Source organism: Haloferax sp. Atlit-12N (assembly GCF_003383095.1).
Classification (GTDB): Archaea; Halobacteriota; Halobacteria; order Halobacteriales; family Haloferacaceae; genus Haloferax.
This window is the reverse complement of record NZ_PSYW01000003.1, coordinates 215,824-236,194: the sequence shown is the minus strand read 5'-3', so window position 1 is coordinate 236,194 and position 20,371 is coordinate 215,824. Positions and strand designations below refer to the sequence as shown.

13 protein-coding genes are annotated in these 20,371 nt (G+C 67.8%); all 13 read right to left on the bottom strand.

Annotated elements, in window-relative coordinates:
- Positions 1–592 precede the first annotated feature (592 nt).
- A complete protein-coding gene (locus C5B90_RS15415; RefSeq protein WP_115882863.1) occupies positions 593–2,020 on the bottom strand; it encodes an MATE family efflux transporter in 1,428 nt (475 codons plus the stop codon).
- Positions 2,020–2,868, bottom strand: coding sequence for a polysaccharide deacetylase (locus tag C5B90_RS15410; protein WP_115882862.1), 849 nt, complete (start codon positions 2,866–2,868; stop codon positions 2,020–2,022). The genes C5B90_RS15415 and C5B90_RS15410 overlap by 1 nt, the downstream gene beginning before the upstream one ends.
- Positions 2,868–4,805, bottom strand: a complete 1,938-nt coding sequence (locus tag C5B90_RS15405) for an IucA/IucC family siderophore biosynthesis protein (protein ID WP_115882861.1) — start codon at positions 4,803–4,805, stop codon at positions 2,868–2,870. Before C5B90_RS15405 ends, C5B90_RS15410 begins: the two co-directional genes overlap by 1 nt.
- Positions 4,802–6,175, bottom strand: a complete 1,374-nt coding sequence (locus C5B90_RS15400; RefSeq protein ID WP_115882860.1) for a lysine N(6)-hydroxylase/L-ornithine N(5)-oxygenase family protein — start codon at positions 6,173–6,175, stop codon at positions 4,802–4,804. Before C5B90_RS15400 ends, C5B90_RS15405 begins: the two co-directional genes overlap by 4 nt.
- The gene (locus C5B90_RS15395; protein ID WP_115882859.1) at positions 6,172–6,810 is read right to left on the bottom strand and encodes a GNAT family N-acetyltransferase; all 639 of its coding nucleotides are present in this window, start codon (positions 6,808–6,810) and stop codon (positions 6,172–6,174) included. The genes C5B90_RS15400 and C5B90_RS15395 overlap by 4 nt, the downstream gene beginning before the upstream one ends.
- Positions 6,807–8,588: an IucA/IucC family siderophore biosynthesis protein gene (locus C5B90_RS15390; protein WP_115882858.1), complete on the bottom strand. Its 1,782-nt coding sequence runs from the start codon at positions 8,586–8,588 to the stop codon at positions 6,807–6,809. Before C5B90_RS15390 ends, C5B90_RS15395 begins: the two co-directional genes overlap by 4 nt.
- Complete coding sequence (locus tag C5B90_RS15385) at positions 8,585–10,141, bottom strand: aspartate aminotransferase family protein (protein ID WP_115882857.1); 1,557 nt, start codon at positions 10,139–10,141, stop codon at positions 8,585–8,587. Before C5B90_RS15385 ends, C5B90_RS15390 begins: the two co-directional genes overlap by 4 nt.
- Positions 10,138–11,568 carry a diaminobutyrate--2-oxoglutarate transaminase gene (locus tag C5B90_RS15380; protein ID WP_255566834.1) on the bottom strand — a complete coding sequence of 477 codons (1,431 nt, stop codon included), beginning with the start codon at positions 11,566–11,568 and terminating at the stop codon, positions 10,138–10,140. The genes C5B90_RS15385 and C5B90_RS15380 overlap by 4 nt, the downstream gene beginning before the upstream one ends.
- Positions 11,569–11,794: 226 nt before the next feature.
- A complete protein-coding gene (locus C5B90_RS15375; protein ID WP_115882855.1) occupies positions 11,795–13,621 on the bottom strand; it encodes an IucA/IucC family siderophore biosynthesis protein in 1,827 nt (608 codons plus the stop codon).
- Between the two features lie 99 nt (positions 13,622–13,720).
- Entirely contained in the window at positions 13,721–14,920 is a 1,200-nt protein-coding gene (locus C5B90_RS15370) for an ABC transporter substrate-binding protein (RefSeq protein ID WP_115882854.1), read from the bottom strand.
- 75 nt (positions 14,921–14,995) lie between these two features.
- Entirely contained in the window at positions 14,996–15,838 is an 843-nt protein-coding gene (locus C5B90_RS15365; RefSeq protein ID WP_115882853.1) for a cobalt-precorrin-7 (C(5))-methyltransferase, read from the bottom strand.
- Entirely contained in the window at positions 15,831–16,511 is a 681-nt protein-coding gene (locus C5B90_RS15360) for a precorrin-8X methylmutase (RefSeq protein ID WP_115882852.1), read from the bottom strand. The genes C5B90_RS15365 and C5B90_RS15360 overlap by 8 nt, the downstream gene beginning before the upstream one ends.
- A complete protein-coding gene (gene cobN, locus C5B90_RS15355) occupies positions 16,504–20,364 on the bottom strand; it encodes a cobaltochelatase subunit CobN (protein ID WP_115882851.1) in 3,861 nt (1,286 codons plus the stop codon). The genes C5B90_RS15360 and cobN overlap by 8 nt, the downstream gene beginning before the upstream one ends.
- Between the last annotated feature and the right edge of the window lie 7 nt (positions 20,365–20,371).

The following is a 20,371-nucleotide window of genomic DNA, read 5'->3' as shown; positions in this document are numbered from 1 at the left end:
AGTATCTGAATAAGTGTTCTGGTCCGGAGAACGGTGACGCCGAGTCGCAGAAAGGCGTCCCGTTCGACTCGGAAAACCGCTTTCGATGGTTGATGCTGAGCGTAGCGCGAGCGTCGGCGGTGGGCGTTCATGAGTTGGACTTGTCACGGCGCCCGCTGCCGACTCGCGCGTACTGGTATGACTGACACGTCACACGGTCGGGCCGCTCGCGCCGACCACGCGTAACCTCGTGCCGGGGCATGATAGTTCTTGGCATGGGTGTAGAGCTTGCCCGGCGGTCGTCTTCTCGGCGCGCCCGGGTGACCGTCTCGACTACGCACCGACGCTCTCCCTGATTATCGACCGAATTCATGTATGCTTATTTTCATAGTTGCTATAAAATCGCCTACGTATCTCGATAGCCCGCTTCCGTTTCACTCACCTCTGAATAATTGCTCATGTCGCTGAAAACGTGTCTCACTGGATGTCTGGGACACAAGTGAATCTTCCAATAGCCTCGTCTATCCCTACTGCGAAAACGTGTCAACTATATCGGGCCAAAATATACTTAATCTGTAACTTCGTCGGTGAGTCCTCGGCCGCCCTGCGGGCGTCAGTCGTCGCCGGCCACGGCCCCCCCCACACCGCTTCGAGCGAGTGAGCGCCACCGGGAGGTCCGGTAGAACCACAGCGACGCGACGCCGCCGCCGACGATGTTCGAGGCGGCGAACGCGATCCAGATGCCGCCGGGGCCGAGGGCGCTCGCCCCCCACAGCGCGGCCGGAATCCGCACGACGCCGAGGGCGAGGATGACGATGAGCGACGCCGCTGTCGTCCGCCCCGCCCCGCGAAGCCCACCGGTGAACACCCGCATCAGTCCGACGAATCCGAACGAGGGGGCAATCGTTCGGAGGAAGGAAACGCCGGCGTCGACGACGGTCGCGTCGGTTGCGAACAGGCCGACGAGCGGACGGGCGGCGATCCAGACGACGACGCCGCAGGCGCTCATGACGCCGAACAGGAACACCGCAGCGAAGCGGTTGGTCGCCGTCGCGCGGTCGGTCGCTCCCGCGCCGAGGTTCTGTCCCGTCATCGTTTCAACCGCGCTCGCGAACGCGACCGTCGGGAGGACGACGACCGAGAAGACGCGCGTCCCGACCCCGTAGCCGGCGACGACGCCGGTCGAAAACAGCCCGACGACGGCCAAGAGGAGGTTGATTGAGACCGCCCGTCCGGTCTCTTCGAGGGCGGTCGGCAGGCCGAGTCGGAACAGCCGCCTCGCGGCCGCGGCGCTCGGGACGAACTGCCTCGGTCGGAGTTGGAGCCCGCGCCGTCCGTCGAGGAGGATGCCCACACCCACGACGGCGGCCAGTCCGCGACAGCACACCGTCGCTATCGCCGCCCCGCGGATGCCGAGTTCGGGCGCGCCCCACCACCCGAAGACGAGCACTGGGTCGAGGACGACGTTGAGCGCGACCGACCCCACCATGACGAGCATGGGTGTGACGGTGTCGCCGCGGCCCCGCATGAGCGAGATGAACGCGTAGAACGCGAACACGAACACCATCCCCAGCGAGACGATGCGCATGTAGGCGGTCGCCAGCGGGAGGACTGCGGGTGACGCGCCCATGAACGCGAGCAGGTCGTCGACCGCGACGTAGGCGACAGCGCCGACGCCGACGGCCGCGATGGTCGTGTACGTGAGCGTCTGCGCGGCGGCCCGCTCCGCGTCGAGCGATTCGCCCGCGCCGGTGTGTTGGGCGACGAGGACGCTCCCGGCGATAGAGAGGCCCAGCCCCAGCGAGAGGAACAGGAACACCAGCGGGAACGCGAACGAGATGGCCGCGAGCGCCTCGGTGCTGTACCGGCCCAGCCAGAGTGTGTCCGCGACGTTGTACGCCGTCTGGAGCAGGTTCGTAACGACGATGGGTGCCGCGAGGTAGCAAAGCGGCCTCGCGATACCTCCCTCGGTCAAGTCGAGTTCCGACGGGTCGACGAACAGGCCGTCGAGGCAGTTCCGGAGCTTCGTCGCGCGGCCCATCAGTCGTATCGGTCGCGCCAGTAGCGCGCGAGTTCCGCGCAGGTCGTCACCCACGTGTCGCCGGTCGAGAGCATCTGCTGGAGCAGGGATTCGAGCGCGTCGACGCGGCTCGCCCGACCCACAATCTGCGGGTGCATCGTCAACACGAACAGCCGACCGCGCTCGCGGATGCCGTCGAACTCGGCCTCCCACGTGTCGAACACCGGGCCGTGCGGAGAGATTCCCGACTGGAACTCGAACGTCGGCCCCATGTTGAACCCCCAGTAGACGAAGTCGTCCAGTAGGTAGTCGTTAGGAATCTCCACGAGGTCGTGGTCCTCGCGGAGATACGGCATATCCGTGTCCTGCCACGAGGCGTCGTACAGCATCCCGGCGTCCTCGACGAGGTCGAGCGTCTGGTCGCGCATCCCGCCGACCGTCCGGTAGCCGACCGGGGGCTCGCCGGTGAGGTCTTCGAACACCTCGACGGTCCGTCGGAACTCGGTCGCCTCGCGCTCGGCCGACATCTCGCGGGGCGAGACGTGCGTGTAGCCGTGGTGGGCGATTTCGTGGCCGTGTTCGTGGAGGAGTTTCACCGCCTCGGGCCACTCTTCTGCGACCTTGCCGGGGACGAAGAACGTGCAGTTCACGTCGTATTTGTCGAACAGTTCGACGAGCCGCGGCACGCCGACTTCCGGCCCGTAGTCACCGCGGTAGTCCAACCGGGCGAACTCCGGGTCGAGCGCGGCGGCCGCGCGCCACAGTTCGTTGGCGTCGAGGTCGAACGTGAACGTCGCCGCGGCGCGGTACTCGCCCCACGGCTCCGGCTTGTGGTTCGAATCGACGCGCGCGAACAGTTCGTCGCTCATCAGTCGCTCCGTTCTCCCCCTGTTCGCGCCGCCGGTTCGAGGTCGAAAAGCGCGTTCGAGACGGTTCCGTGGGCCGTCACCGCCGGCGGCGCGTGGTCGTCGTCGTAACCGTACTCCACAAGCCGGTTCCGGTTCAGACAGAGCTTGTCGTACTCCGGTTTGAACAGGTCGAACAGCTCGAAGCGGTCTTCCAGTTCCGGGAACCGCTCGTGGTACCGCTCGATGCTCGCGCGGACCTGCCGCCACAGGCGAATCTCGTCGTAGCCCTCGCGGCGCTCCAGCAGGTCGGCGACGTAGCGCAGGACGCAGACGAACAGCGTGCCGACGATGTGCTGGCACATCCCCTCCGGCGACTTCTGGTGGACGATGTCGTCGTGTTCGTACAGGTCGTCGGGAAGCCTGTCGAGTTCCGGGAGGCGCGTCTCGCTGACCGCGATTTCGTCCACGTAGTCCTTCACCGCCAGCCGGGTCGGTCGGCCGTCCCGCAGGACGAGCATCGTGTTCGTCCCGTGCGGCATGAAAACCATCCCGTAGCGGTAGAGATAGTGCAACAGCGGCGGCAACAGCACGTCGAAGCAGTCGGCCAGCCACTCGTCGATAGAACAGCCGGCCCGCTCGGCGAGCTTGGAGACGACGGGCGTGCCATCCGCGTCCTCGTGCATGAGCGCCGAGAGCGTGAGCACCTGCTCGTCGTCGTCGACGAGGGCCTCGACGCTCTCGCGCCACACCGCCCCGAGCAGTTCGTGGTACTGGTACGGCGCGTCGTCCAGTTGCGAGAACTCGGGATGGTCGTAGTTGAGGCTCGCAATCTCGCCCGGCAGCACCAACTCGCAGTCGTCGCGGAGGAACGGGTCGTCGTCGCGAATCGACTGCACGTACTCCGTGACCCGCGGCGCGGCGCGCGCCTGCTCGCCGGGCAGTCCCCGATAGACGATGGTGTTCAGCACGCGAATCGGGACCTTGACGTGCGGCTTTTCGGGGTCCGAGAGGTTCGTCAGCGTCCGTACCGACTGCTGCGGGAGGTAGCTGTCGGGGCCGGTTCCGAGCGGGACGATGTCGCCGACGGCGATGTCCTTGGCGAACAGCTGCGCGACGGTGTTTTCCCACTGCCACTCGTGGACTGGGAGGTAGTAGTAGTCGTCAGGGTCGTGGCCGCCGGCCCGGAGCGTCGCGTCGAACTCCGCCGCGGCCTCGCCGAGTTGCTGGGCCATCAGCGACTCGTACCGCAGGCCCTCGACGCTCCGGAAGTCGGCCCGGTCGCGGTGCGCGGCGACCCAGACGAGCGACTGCGGCGTCTTGCGCTCGGGCGCGTACGCCCGGTAGTCGTCGTAGCCGAAGCCGATGCGGCCCTTGCTGATGGTGAACCACGGGTGGCCCTCCATCTCGCCTTCGACCGCGGCGTACGGCATGTCCAGCAGGCTCTGGTCCGCGTCGGCCTTTCGGGCGTCGATGTGGGCGTCGGCGACCAGCGTGTTGTTGTACTCCCGAACGAGGTGACTCGCCGTCTCGGGGGCCACGCCGAGCGACTCCCGCGCGTCGAGGAGGAACTGGACAGGGTCGGTCGCGGGCCGCCAGCCATCGGCGTCTCCGCCTCTCCCCGGCTTCTCGCCGGCGTCTCCGCTCACCGTTTCGCCACTATCGCCGTCTGCCCGTCGCTCGATGCTGTCGGGGTCGACACGATAGCTGTCGAACGGTCGCGATTGGGCCGCGAACCGGTAGGAAACGCCGTCGTAGTCGAGGCGGTACCGGGTCCACTCGCCGTCGGAACCGCGCGCTTCGGGGTCGAGCAGTTCCTCGTACAGGAACTCCTCGAACAGCTTCGTGAGCAAGTCGCGGCTCACGTCCGCCCACCGGTCCGCGTCGAGCGCGGTTCGGAGCGTCTCCAGTCCGTCTATCCGTCCCGTCCGTCCGTTCGTCCGCAGTTCTGGTCCGTTCATTCGTCTTCCTCCGCCGTCGATGCCGCCGCGGTCGCGCCGCCGGTCGTTTCGAGGAACCGCTCGACGGCGAAGTCCTGAAACACGGTGTCCTCGTCTTCGGGGTAGACCGGTCGGTTGCAGAGTCGGTTCACGATGTGCGCGTTGCGATAACAGCCGAGGCCGAGGTCGGGCGCGCCGACGCCGTGGGTGTGGCGCTCGGCGTTCTGGACGAAGATGCGCCCCGTCACGTCGTCGTCGAGGCGCAGTCGGTAGTCCTCGGTGACGCGGTAGCGACCCTCGTCGTCCCACTCGATTCGCGATTCGAGCGACGAGAGGAAACTCGGCGTCGGCCGGTGGTAGCCCGTCCCGAGGACGACGACCTCGCTCTCGTGGGCGAACGGCGTCTCGGACTGCCACTGCTCGCAGTCGAGACGGTAGCGCGGTCCGCCGGGGCCGGCCACTCGCTCGATGCCCTCCACCGAGGTCATGGCGAACAGCCCCACGTCGGGGTCGCGGTCGCCGATGGAGCGACGGTAGAGCGCGTCGTATATCTCGGCGCTGGTGTTCACGTCGATGCCCTTGTACAGCAGGTCCTGTTCGGGGTACACCTCGTCGCGGGTCTCCTGCGGGAGGTCGTTGAAGTACGACGTGTACTCCGGCGTGAAATGCTGGAGTCCGAGCTTCGAGTACTCCATCGGGAAGAAGCCCTCCGAGCGCGTGAGCCAGTCGAGTCGGTAGTCCGCGTCGGCCTGCGCCTCCAAGAGGTCCAAGAACACCTCCGCGGCGCTCTGGCCCGACCCGACGACGGTTATCGAGTCGGCGTCGAGACACCGCTCTTTTCGGCTCCGGTACGCCGCGGTGTGGAACACGTCCCGCTCGGGGTGCCCGCCCAGATTTTCGGGGACGTGCGGTCGGCTCCCGACGCCGAACACCACGTCCTCGGCCCGGTAGCGGTGCTCCTCGCCGCTTTCGGGGTGGCGGGCGGTCACCTCGAAGTAGCCGGCGTCGTCCCACTCGATGTTCGTCACCCGGCGTTCGAACCGGCAGGCGTCGAGTCGCCGACTGACCCAGCGCAGGTAGTCGTTGTACTCCCGCCGGGGAATCTGGAACGTCTCGTAGAAGTAGAACTCGTAGATACGCCCCGTCTCCCGCAGGTAGTTGAGGTAGCTGTGGGGATTCGTCGGGTCGGCCAGCGTCACGAGGTCCGCGAGGAACGGGACTTCGAGGGTCGTCCCCTCGATGAGCATCCCCTCGTGCCACGCGAACTCGGCGTCCTGTTCGAGGAACACCGCGTCCACGTCGTCGGGCGCGCCGTCGAGCATGGCGGCTAGCCCGAGGTTGAACGGCCCGAGACCGACGCCGACCACGTCGTGGACGGGCGTCTCGCTCATCGGCTCACCTCCGTCTCCACGCCGAAGAACCGCTCGCGCTCGCAGTGCATCAACAGCGCCTCCTTGTCGGGGAGGTCGATGCGCCCCTGCGGTTCGTAGCCGCAGCGCTCGAAGACGCGGATGGCGATTTCGTTGCGAACGTCCGGTTCGCTGACGACCCGCTCGGCGTCGGTCGCGCGGAACTGAAACGCGGTAATCGCCCGCAGGAGCGGCGCGGCGTAGCCGTGTCCGAGGTACTCCGGCGGCCCGATGAGCAGGTGGACGCCGCGGTCTTCCGGCTCCGCGCCGTAGCGCTCGCCGACCACGTCGTCGGCCGCGCGGTAGGTCTCCCAGTAGCTCATCGGCGTGTGGTCCAGCAGGCCGACGTAGGGCGTGAGATGGTCGTCGTCGAGTTTCGCGTCGAGCTTCGCCCGAAACGCCGCCTCCGGCAGGTCGAGTTGCCAGTACGGCTTGACGTGGTCGGAGCCGAACCACGCGCGAAGGCGGTCGAAATCGAGGGCCGGGTCGACCTCGGCGAACGCCACGGTCCGGTCGATGCGCTCGTTTCGAACCCGATACGCGTACTCGCGGCCCGCGCCCGCTCGCGCCGTCGTGGCCGCGGTCGCGGTCGCCGCGTCGGCGTTCGAGCCGGTCATGGCGTCGGCACCTCCAGTTCCGTGACGAGCGGATTGTCGATGTCGGCGTACACCGACTGGTTCGCCAGCGAGCCCTCCAGTTCGTCCATGTCGTGGAACCGCGTGAGCAGGTTCGCCTTGCAGGGAATCGTCTCTTTCGTGAGGAGGTCGTCGAGGAGCGACGACGACGGTCGGTCGTACCGGCGAAGCGATTCGAGCTCCTCGCGGAGGACGCCCAAGAGGCGTCGCTCGTCGACCAGCCCGGCCGTGCCGAAGGCGTTGACGAGGCCGAGGGCGTTGTTGATGATGACGTAGTACCGGATGCGTTCGTCGGCGACGGCGTCCGGACAGACGGTGTCGGCGCGCTCGCCGATGCCGGGCAGGAGCGCGTCCACCTCGTCGTACGTCGACTCGGGGAGGTAGTAGCCCTGATTGTCGCGGTAGCGGAACGTCTCGGGGTAGCCGCCGTCGAGCGTCAGGACGCTGTTTTGCTGGTGGGCTTCGACGCCCAGCCCGCGTTCGAGATAGAGCCACAGCACCGGTCGAACCGACAGTTCGAGGTACTGGCGGAACCAGTCTTCCGCCACCGCGTCGGTCGGTCGTCCCTCGTGGTCGGCGATTCCCTCGACGAGTGTCGCCAGCCGCGACGACCCGTCGCCGAGGTGGTCCTGACAGAGGCCGACCACGGGCGTCGCGTTCGTCGCCGCGTTGCCGCGGAAGGGGTTCTCGCGGAGGACGGTCTCGAAGCCGGACTCGCCGCTGCCGAGGTCGACCGTCAGGTACGCCGGGTCGCGGACGACGTCGAACGCCGGGAACCGCTCTTCGAGCTCGTCACCGAGTTCCGTGTCCAGCAGTTCGGTGATGGCGACGCCGCGCTCCAGTTCGGGGAGTTTGTTCGTCCGCTCGGAGTTGGTGATTTTGACGTTCAGCGACCCCTTGACCATGAACGGCGCGTCCGGCGAGTACAGCGTCCGCACCGAGGAGGTCGGGAAGAACTCTCGGCCGACTTGACCGACGTATTCGAGGCCGTCGCCGAGCTGCGCCTGCACCTCGGGTTGCGAGCGGAGGTAGTCGGCCTGCCACGGGTGGACGGGAATCAGCACCCTGTCGCTATCGACGTGTTCGGCGACGAATGACTCGGGGACCGACTCGTCCGCTCGGAGGGCCGACGCGACCCACTCGGCCGCCGAGTCGTCGCGCGCGGAGTCCTGCGAGACGAGCGACGAGTCGGCGCTGAAGTACGCCAGTGGGAACGACCCGCGGAGTTCAGGCGCGTAGGTCCGCGATTCGTGGTCGGGGATGCCCTGCCTGCTCTTTGGCGTCGGGTGGAGCGGGTGGCCGAAGACGAGCGACTGCTCCGCGTCGCGGAAGGTGGTGTCGAAGCCGTACAGTCGCTCCTCGTCGCCGCGGCGGGCCTCGACGAACCGCTCGATATTCTGGCAGCTCTTGACGACTCGCAGGAGGAGTTCGTCGGCCGCGCCGGTGTCGTCGCGGTCGAGTCTGAGTTCGGTCGTGACGAGCGTCACGAGCATCGTGTACTCGAGCGGGAGCGTCTCGCCTCGGGGGAGTCGGTAGACGCCGGGCAGGTCGAACAGGTGGCGGTCCGTCGGCGACCGGTACGAAAGCGGGACGTAGAGGTCCACGCCCTGATGGAACAGCGGCGCGTGGACGACTTCGTCGGCGTCCGTCTCGACCGGTGCGTCTCCGGCGGGGACGACGGTGTAGTCGCCGGTCTCCCGGAGGTAGCAGTTCAGGAAGCTGTGTATCGTCGCTGACTCGGCTGTGTCGTTCGGATTCATGCGTATCGGTCGTCGGTCGTCGTTTCGAGTTCGGTTCCGCGGGTCGAAATCTCGCGCAGGAGCTCTCGGAGGGCCTCGCGCGTCGTTCGGGGGTTCAGGAGCGTCAGCTTCAGGCACGTCTCGCCGTCGACGGTGGTCCGGGCCACCACGGCCTCGCCGTCGTCGAGGAGGGAGTCGCGGATGGCCTCGTTCAGGTCGGCGACGCGCCGTTCGTCCGCCGTGTCGTCGTCCCGGTCACAGTCGGGGACGTACCGGAAGACGACGACGTTCAGGTCGGAGTCGTGGACGAGTCGGAGGTCGGGGTCGGCCTCGACGAGTCTCGCGGCGTCGTCGGCGAGGTCGATGGTGTACTCGACCATCGACGCCAGTCCCTCGCGGCCGAGCGCCTGCATCGTGACGAAGGGCTTGAGCGCGTCGAACCGCCGGGTCGTCTGGACCGATTTCGAGACGAGGTTCGGCACGCCCGCGTCGTCGTCGCGCTCCGGGTTCAGGTAGGCCGCGTTGCGGTCGATGAGGTCGTACGCCGACGCGTCGCGGACGAGGACCGCGCCGCAGCTAATCGGCTGGTAGAACAGTTTGTGGAAGTCGACCGCGACGGAGTCCGCGGCCTCGATGCCGGCGAGTTTGTCGGCGTGGTCGTCGCTCAAGGCCAGCGCCCCGCCCCACGCGGCGTCGACGTGGTACCAGCAGTCGAGTTCGGCCGCGCGGTCGGCCAGCGGGCCTAACGGGTCGATGCTCCCGAAGTCCGTCGTCCCGGCGGTCGCGACGATTGCGAACGGGCGCTTTCCGCGCTCGCGGAGGTCAGCAACCGCCTCGTCGAACGCTTCCATCGACAGGCAGCGGTCGTCGTCTGTCGGGACGGTGACGACAGCGTTCTCGCCAAGACCGAGGTGCGAGGCGGCCTGCTTGGCGGTGAAGTGGGCGTCGGCCGAACAGAGGATGCGCAGGTCTCTCGCCTCCGGTGGGAGGCCGGCCTGTTGTACGTCGACGCCGTACTCCTCCAGGACGACCCTGTTGCGCGCGATGAGCAGGCCGACGAAGTTCGACTGGGTGCCGCCGCTGGTGAACACGCCGTCGCCGTCCTCGTAGCCGAACAGGTCGCACAACTCGTCGACGAACTGCCGTTCGAGTTGCGTCGCGGCGGGGCTCTGGTCCCACGAGTCCATCGACTGGTTCGTCGCCGTCAGGAGCACCTCGGCCGCGAGCGCGGGAATCGTCGGCGGACACTGGAGGTGCGCGACACAGGTTGGGTCGGAGACACCGACCGAGTTTCGCAGAATCGGCTCGGTGCGGTCGAGTGCTGCAGCCACGCCGTCGCCTTCGTGGGGTAACATCTCGAATCGGGCGAGTACGTCGTCGAGTTCCTCGGGTGTCGCCCCCGAGTACGGCGTCGCCTCATCGGCGAACTCGTCGAGAACGAGGTCGCACGCCCGCCGAATCGCGTCCCGATAGCGCGCCCGGTCGTCGTCGTCGCCGCTCAGGAACCACTTCGCGGCGTCCGGTCGCGGGTCGCGGTGCTCGTCGACGCCGTCGACATCGCCGACGCCGTTCATGCGGCGACCTCCCGGCGGCCGTCGGCGTCGACCGCCTCGATTGCGGCCTCCACGGCGTCCGCGAAGATGCTCCCGATGGCGTCCACGTCGCTCGGGGTGACGACGAGCGGCGGGAGGAACCGCACGACGCTCCCGTGGCGGCCGCCGAGTTCGACGATGAGTCCGCGGTCGAAACACGCCGTGCGGACGGCGTCGGCGAGGTCCGGATGCGCCGGGAAGCGCCCGCAGGCGTCGGGCTCGTCCGTGGGGTCGACGAGTTCGACGCCGAGCATCAGCCCCCGGCCGCGCACGTCGCCGACGGCGTCGTGAGCGCGCTTCGTCGCGTCGAGGTGGCCGCGGAGTCGGTCGCCCATGCGCGCGGCGTGGTCGTCGAGGTCGTGTTCGAGCACGTGTTCGATGGTGGCGATGCCGGCGGCCATCGCGAGTTGGTTCCCGCGGAAGGTCCCGGCGTGCGCGCCCGGCTCCCAGACGTCGAGCGACTCGTCGTAGACGACGACCGAAAGCGGGAGCGACCCGCCGATGGCCTTCGAGAGCGTGACCGCGTCGGGGACGATATCGGCGTGCTCGAAGGCGTACAGCTCGCCGGTTCGGCCGAGCCCGGTCTGAATCTCGTCTACGACCAGCGGGATGTCGCGCTCGCGGGTCACCCGCCGCATCTCTCGGGTCCAGTCGTCGGGCGCGGGAATCGCCCCGCCCTCGCCCTGCACGAGTTCGACCACCATCCCGGCGGGGTCCGTGATGCCGCTTTCGGGGTCGTCGAGAGTTCGCTCGACGTACCGGGCGGCGAGTTCGTGGCACTCCTCGCCGCCGACGCCGAACGGACACCGATACTCGTACGGATACGGCAGGTGGTGTACGTCGGGCATCAGTCCCGGCACGTCCGCCTTCGGGTCGGTGTCGCCCATCAGGCTCAGCGCGCCGTTAGTCATGCCGTGGTAGCCGCCCTGAAACCCGAGGACGCTCCGGTTGCCCGTCGCGGTCTTGACGAGCTTGAGCGCGGCCTCGACGGCGTCGGTCCCGGCCGGGCTACAGAACTGCACCCGCGCGTTGTCGGCGAACTCGTCGGGGAGGCTGTCGAACAGCGTGTCGACGAACCGCTCCTTGACGGGCGTCGTGATGTCGAGGGTGTGAAGCGGGCGGTCCTCGGCGAGGACGCGTTCCATCGCCTCGACCACCTTCGGGTGGTTGTGTCCGAGCGCGAGCGTGCCGGCCCCCGCGAGGCAGTCGTAGTACTCCTCGCCGTCCATGTCGGTGACGGTGACGCCCGAGGCCTCCCGTATCGCGTGCGGGAGGTGTCGGGGATAGGTCCGCGCGCTCGACTCGCGGGCGGCCTGCTGTTCGAGCAGCGCCTCGTTGCCGGCCGTCGGGTCGGTCATCGCGCTGTCCTCCGCCGATTCGTCGTCGGTCTGTCGCTGTCGAGCATACAGTTTTAGGCTAGCCTAAAAATACAAAAAGTTTACTGCAGGCACAGTTTGAATGAATAATAGAACGACAGCGCGGCCGCTACTCGGTCGCCACGGAGCGTCCGCGACGACCGCCTTCCGCCGCTTTCGGCGGTTTTCTCTGCCCGAACGCCCGCCTACGCGCCGGTCGCGACGAGCCGAGTCGAATCTCGGGCTTCGCGTCGGCCGCTCGCGTCGCCGCCGCGTTAGCTCACTGCTCCCCGTCGAACGTCGTCACCAGCGGGTTGTCGACCTCGACGAAGAGCGGCGCGTCGTCGAGGGAGTCGTCCAGTTCGTCGATGTCGTGGAACCGTGTCAGGAGGTTCGACTGGCGCGTCAGCGTCGGCTCGGTGAGCAGTCGGTCGAGGAGCGACGACCCCGGCGCATCGACCTCGCGGAGCGATTCGAGTTCCTCGCGGAGCGCCGCGAGCAGTCGCCGCTCGTCGACCAGTCCGCTCCGGCCGAGCGCGCTGACGACGCCGAGCGCGTTGTTGAGAATCGTCCAGTATATCATGCGCTGGTCCGCGATGCCGTCGCCGCAGACGGTGTCCGTGCGCTCGCCCACGCCGGGGAGGAACTCGTCGAGCCGGTCGTACCGTGATTCGGGGAAGTAGTAGCCCTGATTGTCGCGGTAGCGGAACGCGGCCGGATAGCCGTCTTCCAGCAGGACGACGCTATTCTGCTGGTGGGCCTCGACGCCGAAGCCGTACCGGAGGTAGAGCCACAGCACCGGTCGAAGCCCGACCGAAAGGTACCGCCGAAACCACGACTCGGCGACCGCGCCCGGCGACTGCCCCTCGCGCTCCGCGAGCATTTCGACGATAGTCCCGAGTCGGGAGCGACCATCGCCGATGGGGTTCTGACAGAGCGCGACCACGGGCGTCGCGTTCGTCGCCGCGTCGCCGCGGAAGGGGTTCTCGCGGAGGACGGCCTCGAAGCCGGACTCGCCGTCGCCGAGGTCGACGGTGACGTAGGCCGGGTCGTCGATGAGACCGAACTCGGGGAACTCGGCGTCGATAACGTCGCGGAAGCCGGCGTCGAGCAGCTCGCTGACGGCGACGCCGCGGACCAGTTCGTGGCGCTTGTTGACCCTCGCAGAGTTGGTGATTTTGACGTTCAGCGACCCCTTGACCATGAATGGCGCGTCGGGGGCGTACAGCGTCCGAACCGAAGAGGTCGGGTAGAACTCCCGGCCGACCTCGCCGAGCGATTCGATGCCGTCGCCGAGGTGCGCTCGAACCGCCGGCTGTTCGAGGAGGTAGTCGGCCTGCCACGGGTGGACCGGGACGAGTCCGTCGTCGGAGTCGTCATCGACGTGTTCGGCGACGAACGATTCGGGGACCGACTCGTCCGCGCGAAGCGCGTCGGCTATCCACGACGGGGCGCTCCGGTCGAGCGTCGAGTCGTGGTCGAGCAGGTCGGCCGCGACCCGGAAGTAGTGGAGCCGGAACGACCCGCGTAGCTCCGGGGCGAACCGCGGTTCGTCGTGCGGCGCGATGCCTTGTCTGCTCTTGGGCGTCGGGTGCCGGTGGTGGCCGAAGACGAGCGACTGCTCCGCGTCGCGGAACGTCGTCTCGAAGCCGTACAGCCGCTCCTCGTCGCCGCTGCGGGCCTCGACCGCGCGGGCGGTGTTCCGACAGCTCTCGACGACCCGGAGGAGCAGTTCGTCCACCGAACCCGGCGCGTCGCGGGCGAGCGACAGTTCTTCGAGGAGCAACCGCGCAAGCCGGAGGTAGTCGAGGTCGAGGACCCGGTCGTCCGGGAGGACGGAGACGCCGGCCCCGCCGAACAGGTGTCTATCCCCCGCGGAATAGTACGAAAGTGGCACGAACACCTCGATACCCTGCTCCGGAAGCGGGAGTCGAAATCCTCGTTTACAGTCGGTTTCGAGCGGTGTCTCGGCCGCATCGACGACCTCGTGACCGCCGATTTCGTGGAGGTAGCAGTTGAGAAAACTGTGCAACGTCGCTGACGCGGCGCGGTCGTCCGGGGCCGCGTCGGCCTCCGGTGTCCGTCCGATATCTCGGCTGGTTGCCATAGTTTTAGGCTAGCCTAAAAATATATAAGAATTCTGGCGGAACGCGCCGCTCGACGGTGGAGCGAAACGGGAAAAGCGGGGCCGCGAAGCGGGACCGGACTACAGGTTGCCGTTGACGATGTCGCTGACGCGCTGGGCGTCGAACAGGCGCTCGTCGGCGTCGTACAGGGTCTGTGCGAGGCGGTCCGTCACGACGAGGTTCGTGATGGGGCCCTGGTAGAGCGCGCCGGCGCGGTAGACGTCGCCGTTCTGGACGGCGGTGAGTTCGCTCGCCACTTCGTGGTTCTCCATGAACGAGATGACCGTGTTCTGGAACTCCTCGCGGTTTTTGGCTTCCTGTCCGCGCAGGAGGAGCACTTCGGGGTCGACCTCGAGGAGCGTCTCGAAGTCGACCGCGCCGCGGTTGCTGTAGAAGTCCTTTACGTCGGTCGTCGCGAGCGCGTCGTTGACCTTCAGGTCGTTGAGGTGCTTGAAGCTCGTCCCCTCGTCGATGATGTAGGGGTAGAACTCCTCGGGCTCGTCGCCGCCGCCCCAGACGACGGCGGCCGAGGGCCGCTCGCCCTGTGCGGGCACGACCGGCGCGAGGTTCGCCTGGAACTCCTCGTGGACCTGCTCGAACGCCTCGAAGCGGTCCTCGCGCTGGAACACCTGCGCGAGCTTTTCGAACGCCTCGTAGAGGCTGTAGTAGCGGTAGTCCTCGTGCCACGCGTAGCCGCGCGAGAAGATGCTGTTGCCGAAGAACGGACCGACTTGGGTGCTGATCTCCTCGATATCGCCCTCGCTCCACTGGCCGCGGTTCAAGAGGAAGTTCGGGTCGGCGACGTGCACGTCCACGTTCATGTCGTAGAACTGCTCTTTGCCGACGCCGCTGTCGCCCCACAGCTGACGGATAGACGACTTGTCGACGCTCACGTCAGGAATCTCGTCGTAGTACTGCGTGTGGTACCGGCCGGGGAGCCAGACGCCCATCGGCGCGTCGAGGCCGAGCGCGATGCCCATGTCGGCCCAACTGCCGTTGTTCGCGACCCACGTCTCCGGGACCGAGTCGAACGTGACCTCGCCGACCGGCTCTATCGACACCGAGTAGGACTCCGACGCCTCGGTCGTCGTCTCGGTTTCCGTCTCTGCCGCCGTCTCGGTCGCCGTCGCCGTGGTCGTCTCGGTCTCGGACTCTGTCGTCGTCTCCGACCCGCCGCCGCCGGTACAACCCGCGAGCAGCCCGCCCGCGACGACCGCGCCGCCGTACTGCAGATACTCACGCCGCGTCGATTCTCGACCGCTGTGTCCGTCGTTTGCCATGCGTTTTAGGCTTCCCTAAATGGTTAAAACGTCTTCGAAATTTAGGCGAGCCTAACTACCGCCGTGCGAGGTGGCTCAGTCGGTCACCTCGACGGGCGCTCTGACGGCGAGAACCGAGAGGTCCGAGTACGGCGTCGACTCGGGGCCGCTCCCGCCGGCCGAGTCGCGCAGGTCGCCGAGCGTCGTTCGGGTGATTCGCTCGTCGTCGTGGGTCAGCCGTTCGAGCACGAGGGCGTCCAGCGACTCGTCCGCACCCGAGTCGAGGAGGAACTCGGCGATGTCGCCCGGCATCCAGTCGAACGGTCGCGGCAGGACGAGCAGGTGGCGCTCGCCGACCGCCTCGGCCAGTCGGTCGAGGTCGACGTCGAGCGACCCGCTCTTGTGGAGCGTGACGAACCGCGTGTCCTCCATCGGCGTCCGGGCGCGACTCGCGGCTATTTGGAGCGACGAGATGCCCGGAATCACCCGCACCGGTCGCTCGACGGCCCGCTGGACCTTCCCGAGGAACTGGTAGCCCGAGTGGTTCGGGTCGCCCATGAGGACCGCCGTCCCACGCTCGCCGGCCGCGACGCGCCGCCCGAACTCGGACAGTGCGTCGGCCTCGTCGGCGTAGCCGCAGGTGAGTAGGTCGGCGTCGGTCTCGTCGGCCACGAAGTCGACGACCGTCTCGAAGCCGACGACTACGTCGGCCTCCCGAATCGCCCGCCGCCCGCGAGGTGTTAGGTACTCTGGGTTGCCGGGGCCGACGCCGACCGCGTAGACCGGTGCGTCGGCGGCCTCGGTACCGTCGGCGGCCCCAGTGACCCCGTCGATTCCGTCGATTCCGTCGATTCCGTCGATGCTCGGTTCGGGCGCGGCCGCGGCGAACGTCGCCGGGTCCGGCCCCGAATCGAGGTCGTACGGGTCGTCCTCACTCATGGTTTGCGAGGTCCACGTCGCCGTTGCGAACGTCGCTCGCGACGTGAATCAACTCGTTCGTGAGCGCGGCCGCGAGGCCGCTCCCACCCCGCTTTCCGACGTTCGTCACCGCGGGAACGCCGTACTCGTCAGCGATGTCGCGGACGCGTTTCCGGCTCTCTTCTGCCTTGACGAAGCCGACGGGCGTCGCGACGACGGCCGCCGGTCGGGTGCCGTTCTCGATGCAGTCGCAGAGCGCCAACGCGGCGGTCGGCGCGTTGCCGACGACCGCGATTGCGCCGTCGTAGACGCCCTCCTTGTCGAGTTCGAGCACCGCGGCCGCGGTCCGGGTCATGCCCGTCTCGGCGGCGAGTTCGGCTCCGTTGCCGATTGCCTTCCGCACCGGGCAGTCGTGGCCGCGGCCCGTGATGCCGGCTTTCGCCATCGTGATGTCGGTCACGATGGGTCGCTCGTCGAGGACGGCCCTCGCGCCCGCGACGACCGGGTCGTTCTGGCACCGGATGAGGTGCTGGAACTCGATGTCGCCGGTCGAGTGGACTGACTTCTGCCGCAGTCGGTCGTTCAGCGTCTCGTCGGGGACGAACGTCCGGACGATGTCCATGCTCGTCTCCGCGATATCCATCGCTTCCTGTGTCGTCGCGCCGAGGTCGGCGTAGGCGTCTCGTTCAGTCATCGGATTGGGTCTGCGTCATCGCGTTCGTCGTGTTCGCTTCGAGGTCGCCTTCGACGGAGAGGTTGATGTCCTGCAACCGCTCTCGCACGTCGTCGTCGGCGTCCCACAGGTCGCGGTCGATGGCTTCGAGGAACGTCGCGGTGATGCTTTCGAGCGCCCACGGGTTCACGTCGCGCAGCCACTCCTGTCGGTCCTCGTCGAAGGCGTAGGCGTCGGCGAGGCTCTCCCAGAGCGTGTCGCTGACGACGCCCGTCGTCGCGTCCCAGCCGAGCGCGACGTCGACCGTGGTCGAGAGGTCGCCCGCGCCCTTGTAGCCGTGTTCCTCCATGCTGTCGAGCCAGTCGGGGTTGAGGACGCGCGCCCGCATCGCCTTGCGGACCTTCTCCTCGTTCGTGTAGACGCTGACGTTGTCGGGGTCGCTGGAGTCGCCGACGTACGAGGCCGGGTCGCTCCCCGAAATCTCGCCGACTGCGGAGACGAACCCGCCGTGGAAGGCGTACCAGTCGGAGGAGTCGAACTCGTCCTGTTCGGCGGTGTCCTCGATTTTCACGGTCGCCTCGACGCCGCTCAAGCGGCGCTCGAAGGCGTCGCGGGCCTCGGTCACCTTGCCGCGACTCCCGAGGGCGTAGCCGCCCCACTGGACGAACACGTCCGCGAGGTCGCTTCGGTCGTCCCATTCGCCCTCGTCGACGGCCTTGTTCGTCCCCGCGCCGTAGCCGCCGGGCGTCGTCGTGAACACGCGGTGTTTGGCCAGTTTCTCGGCCTCGTCGGCGTCCACGCCGTCGGCCTCGAACTCGGCGGCGTCCTCCTCGACGTGCTTTTTCACGTAGTTCAGCTCGTGGGGCTCGTCGAGTTCGACCACCGCGTCGACGGCGTCGTTGACGACGCTCGCGGCCTGCGGGAACGCGTCGCGGAACAACCCCGAGACGCGGGTCGTCACGTCGATTCGCGGGCGGTCGAGGTCCTCCAGTGGAATCGGCTCCACGCCGTCGACGCGGCCCGCGTCGGTCCACACTGGTTCGACGCCCATGAACGCGAGCACCTGCGCGATGGTCTCGCCGCGGGTCCGGACCGTCGGCGTCCCCCACGCGACGACCCCGAACTCCTCGGGGTACTCGCCGTGGTCGTCGTAGTGGCGGTCGAGGACGCCCTCGGCGACCCGCTCGCCGACGCTCCACGCCGGCTTGGCCGGGACTTTCCGCGGGTCGAGCGTGTAGAAGTTCCGCCCGGTCGGCAGCAGGTCTACCCCGCCGCGGGTCGGCGCGCCGGAGCCGCCGGGTCGGACGTACTCGCCGTTGAGAGCGTCGGCGGTCTGCGGAATCTCGGCTTCCGCGGCCGCGACCCGCGGGGCCGCCTCGTCGCAGATGAACGCGAGCACCTCGCGGAGGTCGTCGTGCGCGCCGCGTTTCGCCCGCGCATCGCCGAGTTGGTCGATATCGACGACGAGCAGGTTCATGTTCACTTCGTCGTCGGGGCCGGCGTCGACTTCCGACTCGGGCACGTCGAAGTCGCGCTCGGCGAGGGCCGACACCAGTTCGACGCACTGGTCGTAGACGCGGTCTGCGGCCTCCGAGAGGTACATCCCGAGTTCGTCGTCGTACGTCCCCGGCTCGTCTCGCATCCGGTCGTAGTCGACGCCCATGACCCCCGCGACGCTCTCGCGGAGGCTCGGCGTGTCGGCGTTCGGGAGGCGGGTGAGCGCGACGAGGTACTCCACGAGTCGGTCGCGCTCGGGCGGTTCGCCCATCGTGTGGAGGCCCATCCGAATCTGCGTCGTCTTCACGTCGGTCAGGTACTCGTGGACGCGTTCGACGAGTTCGTCGAAGTCGACGGCTTCGGTGCCGTCATCGGCATCTGCGCTACCGATTGCGTCGCCGATGGCGTCTGTGTCTTCGAACCCGAGTTCGACCGCGAGGTCGAGGTCGTCGATTGCGTCAACGAGGAGTTCGCGGAGCTGGTCGCCGCGTTCGGGACGGGCCTCGTCCATGCCCGCCTCGCGGTACTCGCGGGCGAGTTCTTCGAGGTCCGCGAGGTCGTCGTACGTCCCCGCCGTGCGCATGACCGGCGTGAGGTAGTCCACGATGGCCGCGTACGACCGGCGCTTTGCCTGTGTCCCCTCGCCGGGGTTGTTGATGATGTACGGGTAGACGTTCGGGAGGTCGGAGATCAGTTGGTCCGGCGCGCTCTCGCCGTTTAGCCCGACGGTCTTGCCGGGGAGCCATTCGAGGCTTCCGTGGGTGCCGAGGTGGACCACGGCGTCGGCCTCGAACGCCTCGCGGAGCCACGCGTAGAACGCCACGTAGTCGTGCGGGGGTTGGAGGTCCGAATCGTGGTACACTTTCGAGGGGTCCATCCCGAACCCGCGCGGGGGCTGGACGGTTACGAGGACGTTCTCGAACTCGACGCCCGGAATCGCAAACGGTCGCTCGGGCGGGTCGCCCCACTCCTCGACGATGTTGTCACGGAAGCGGTCGTCGGCGTCGGCGAACCAGTCGGCGTACTGACCCGGAGACACCACGTCGACGCTCAGGTCCCGCACGTCCTCGGGGGCGACCCAGCGGTCGTCCAGCGTCAACTGCGAGGTGAGGTCGTCGATGAGCGCCTGTCCGTCCGCGGGGAGGTCGCCGACGGCGTAGCCCCGACTCCGGAGTTCGGAGAGGAGGTTGACCGTACTCTCTGGGCTGTCCATCCCGAAGGCCGTCCCGATGCCGTCGTCGCTCGGCGGGTAGTTGTGGAGGACGACCGCGACGTTCTTTTCGTCGTTCGGCAGGTGGCGAAGCCGCGCCCAGTTGACCGCGAGTCGGGCGACGTGGTCGACGCGGTCATCGATGGGGAAGTGCTGTTTCGGCGCGCTCCCGACCCCCGCCTCGTCTTCCATCCGCTCTTTCCCGCTTATCGGGTGGGTGATGACGTTGCCGTCGAACTCGGGGAGCGCGACCGACAGCGCGAGTTCGAAGCCCATCACGCCCGTGTCGCTCGATTCGTACCGGCTTCGAGAGCGCATGGTTGTAATAGCCTGCAACACGGGGACGCCGAGTTCGCTGAGGAACACGTCCTCGGCGGCCGCGCCTTCGTCGTCGGCGTCGCGGCCGCGCTCGCTCATCGACAGCGAGAACATGAAGGAGCTGACGACGGCGTCGACGACGGGGCCGTCGTCGTCCGAAAACCAGTTGCGGGCGACCCACTCGGCGTTCTCCTGTCCCTCCTCGTCGGTCGCGGGGTTGCAGAACGCCGGGAGGACGTTCGCGCCGAGCGATTCCAGTCGCTCCACGAGCGCGTCCACGTACCGGGTGTTCGCGTGCGTCCAGTGAGACTCGTAGAACCAGACGCCGATGGTCGGCTTGTCGGGGTCGTGCGTATCGAGCAGTTCGTCGTACTCGACGCCGGGGTAGTCCGGGTGGTAGACGCCCTCTGTCGGGAGTTCGACCGGGTCGTCCACCGCCGTCTCGACGCCGGCGTACTCGGCGGCGAGGAACCGACAGAGGTTCTCGACGTTCACCGCGCCGCCGCGGTCGAGATACTCGCAGACGCGCTCGCGGTCCGCGTCGGCGACAGTCGTGTCCCGGCGCGCGAAGGCGTCGCCGGTGGCCTTGACGACGAGCGGCACGCCCGCCGCTTCGAGTCGTTCGACGGCGTGGTCGTAGCCGGGCATGCTGTCTTCGGCCCCGTGGAGCCAGAAGACGGCCGCCGTCGCCGACTCTAGCTCGTCGACGAAGGCGTCCGCGTCGGTCACGTCGTCCAAATCGCTCGCGGAGCGGACGACGAGGTCGATTCCGTCGAGTCGGCGCGCGGCCCGCTGGACCGCGCCCAACTCGTTTTCGGTCGCTGTGTACAGTCCGATTGTCGGTGTCATTGATAAA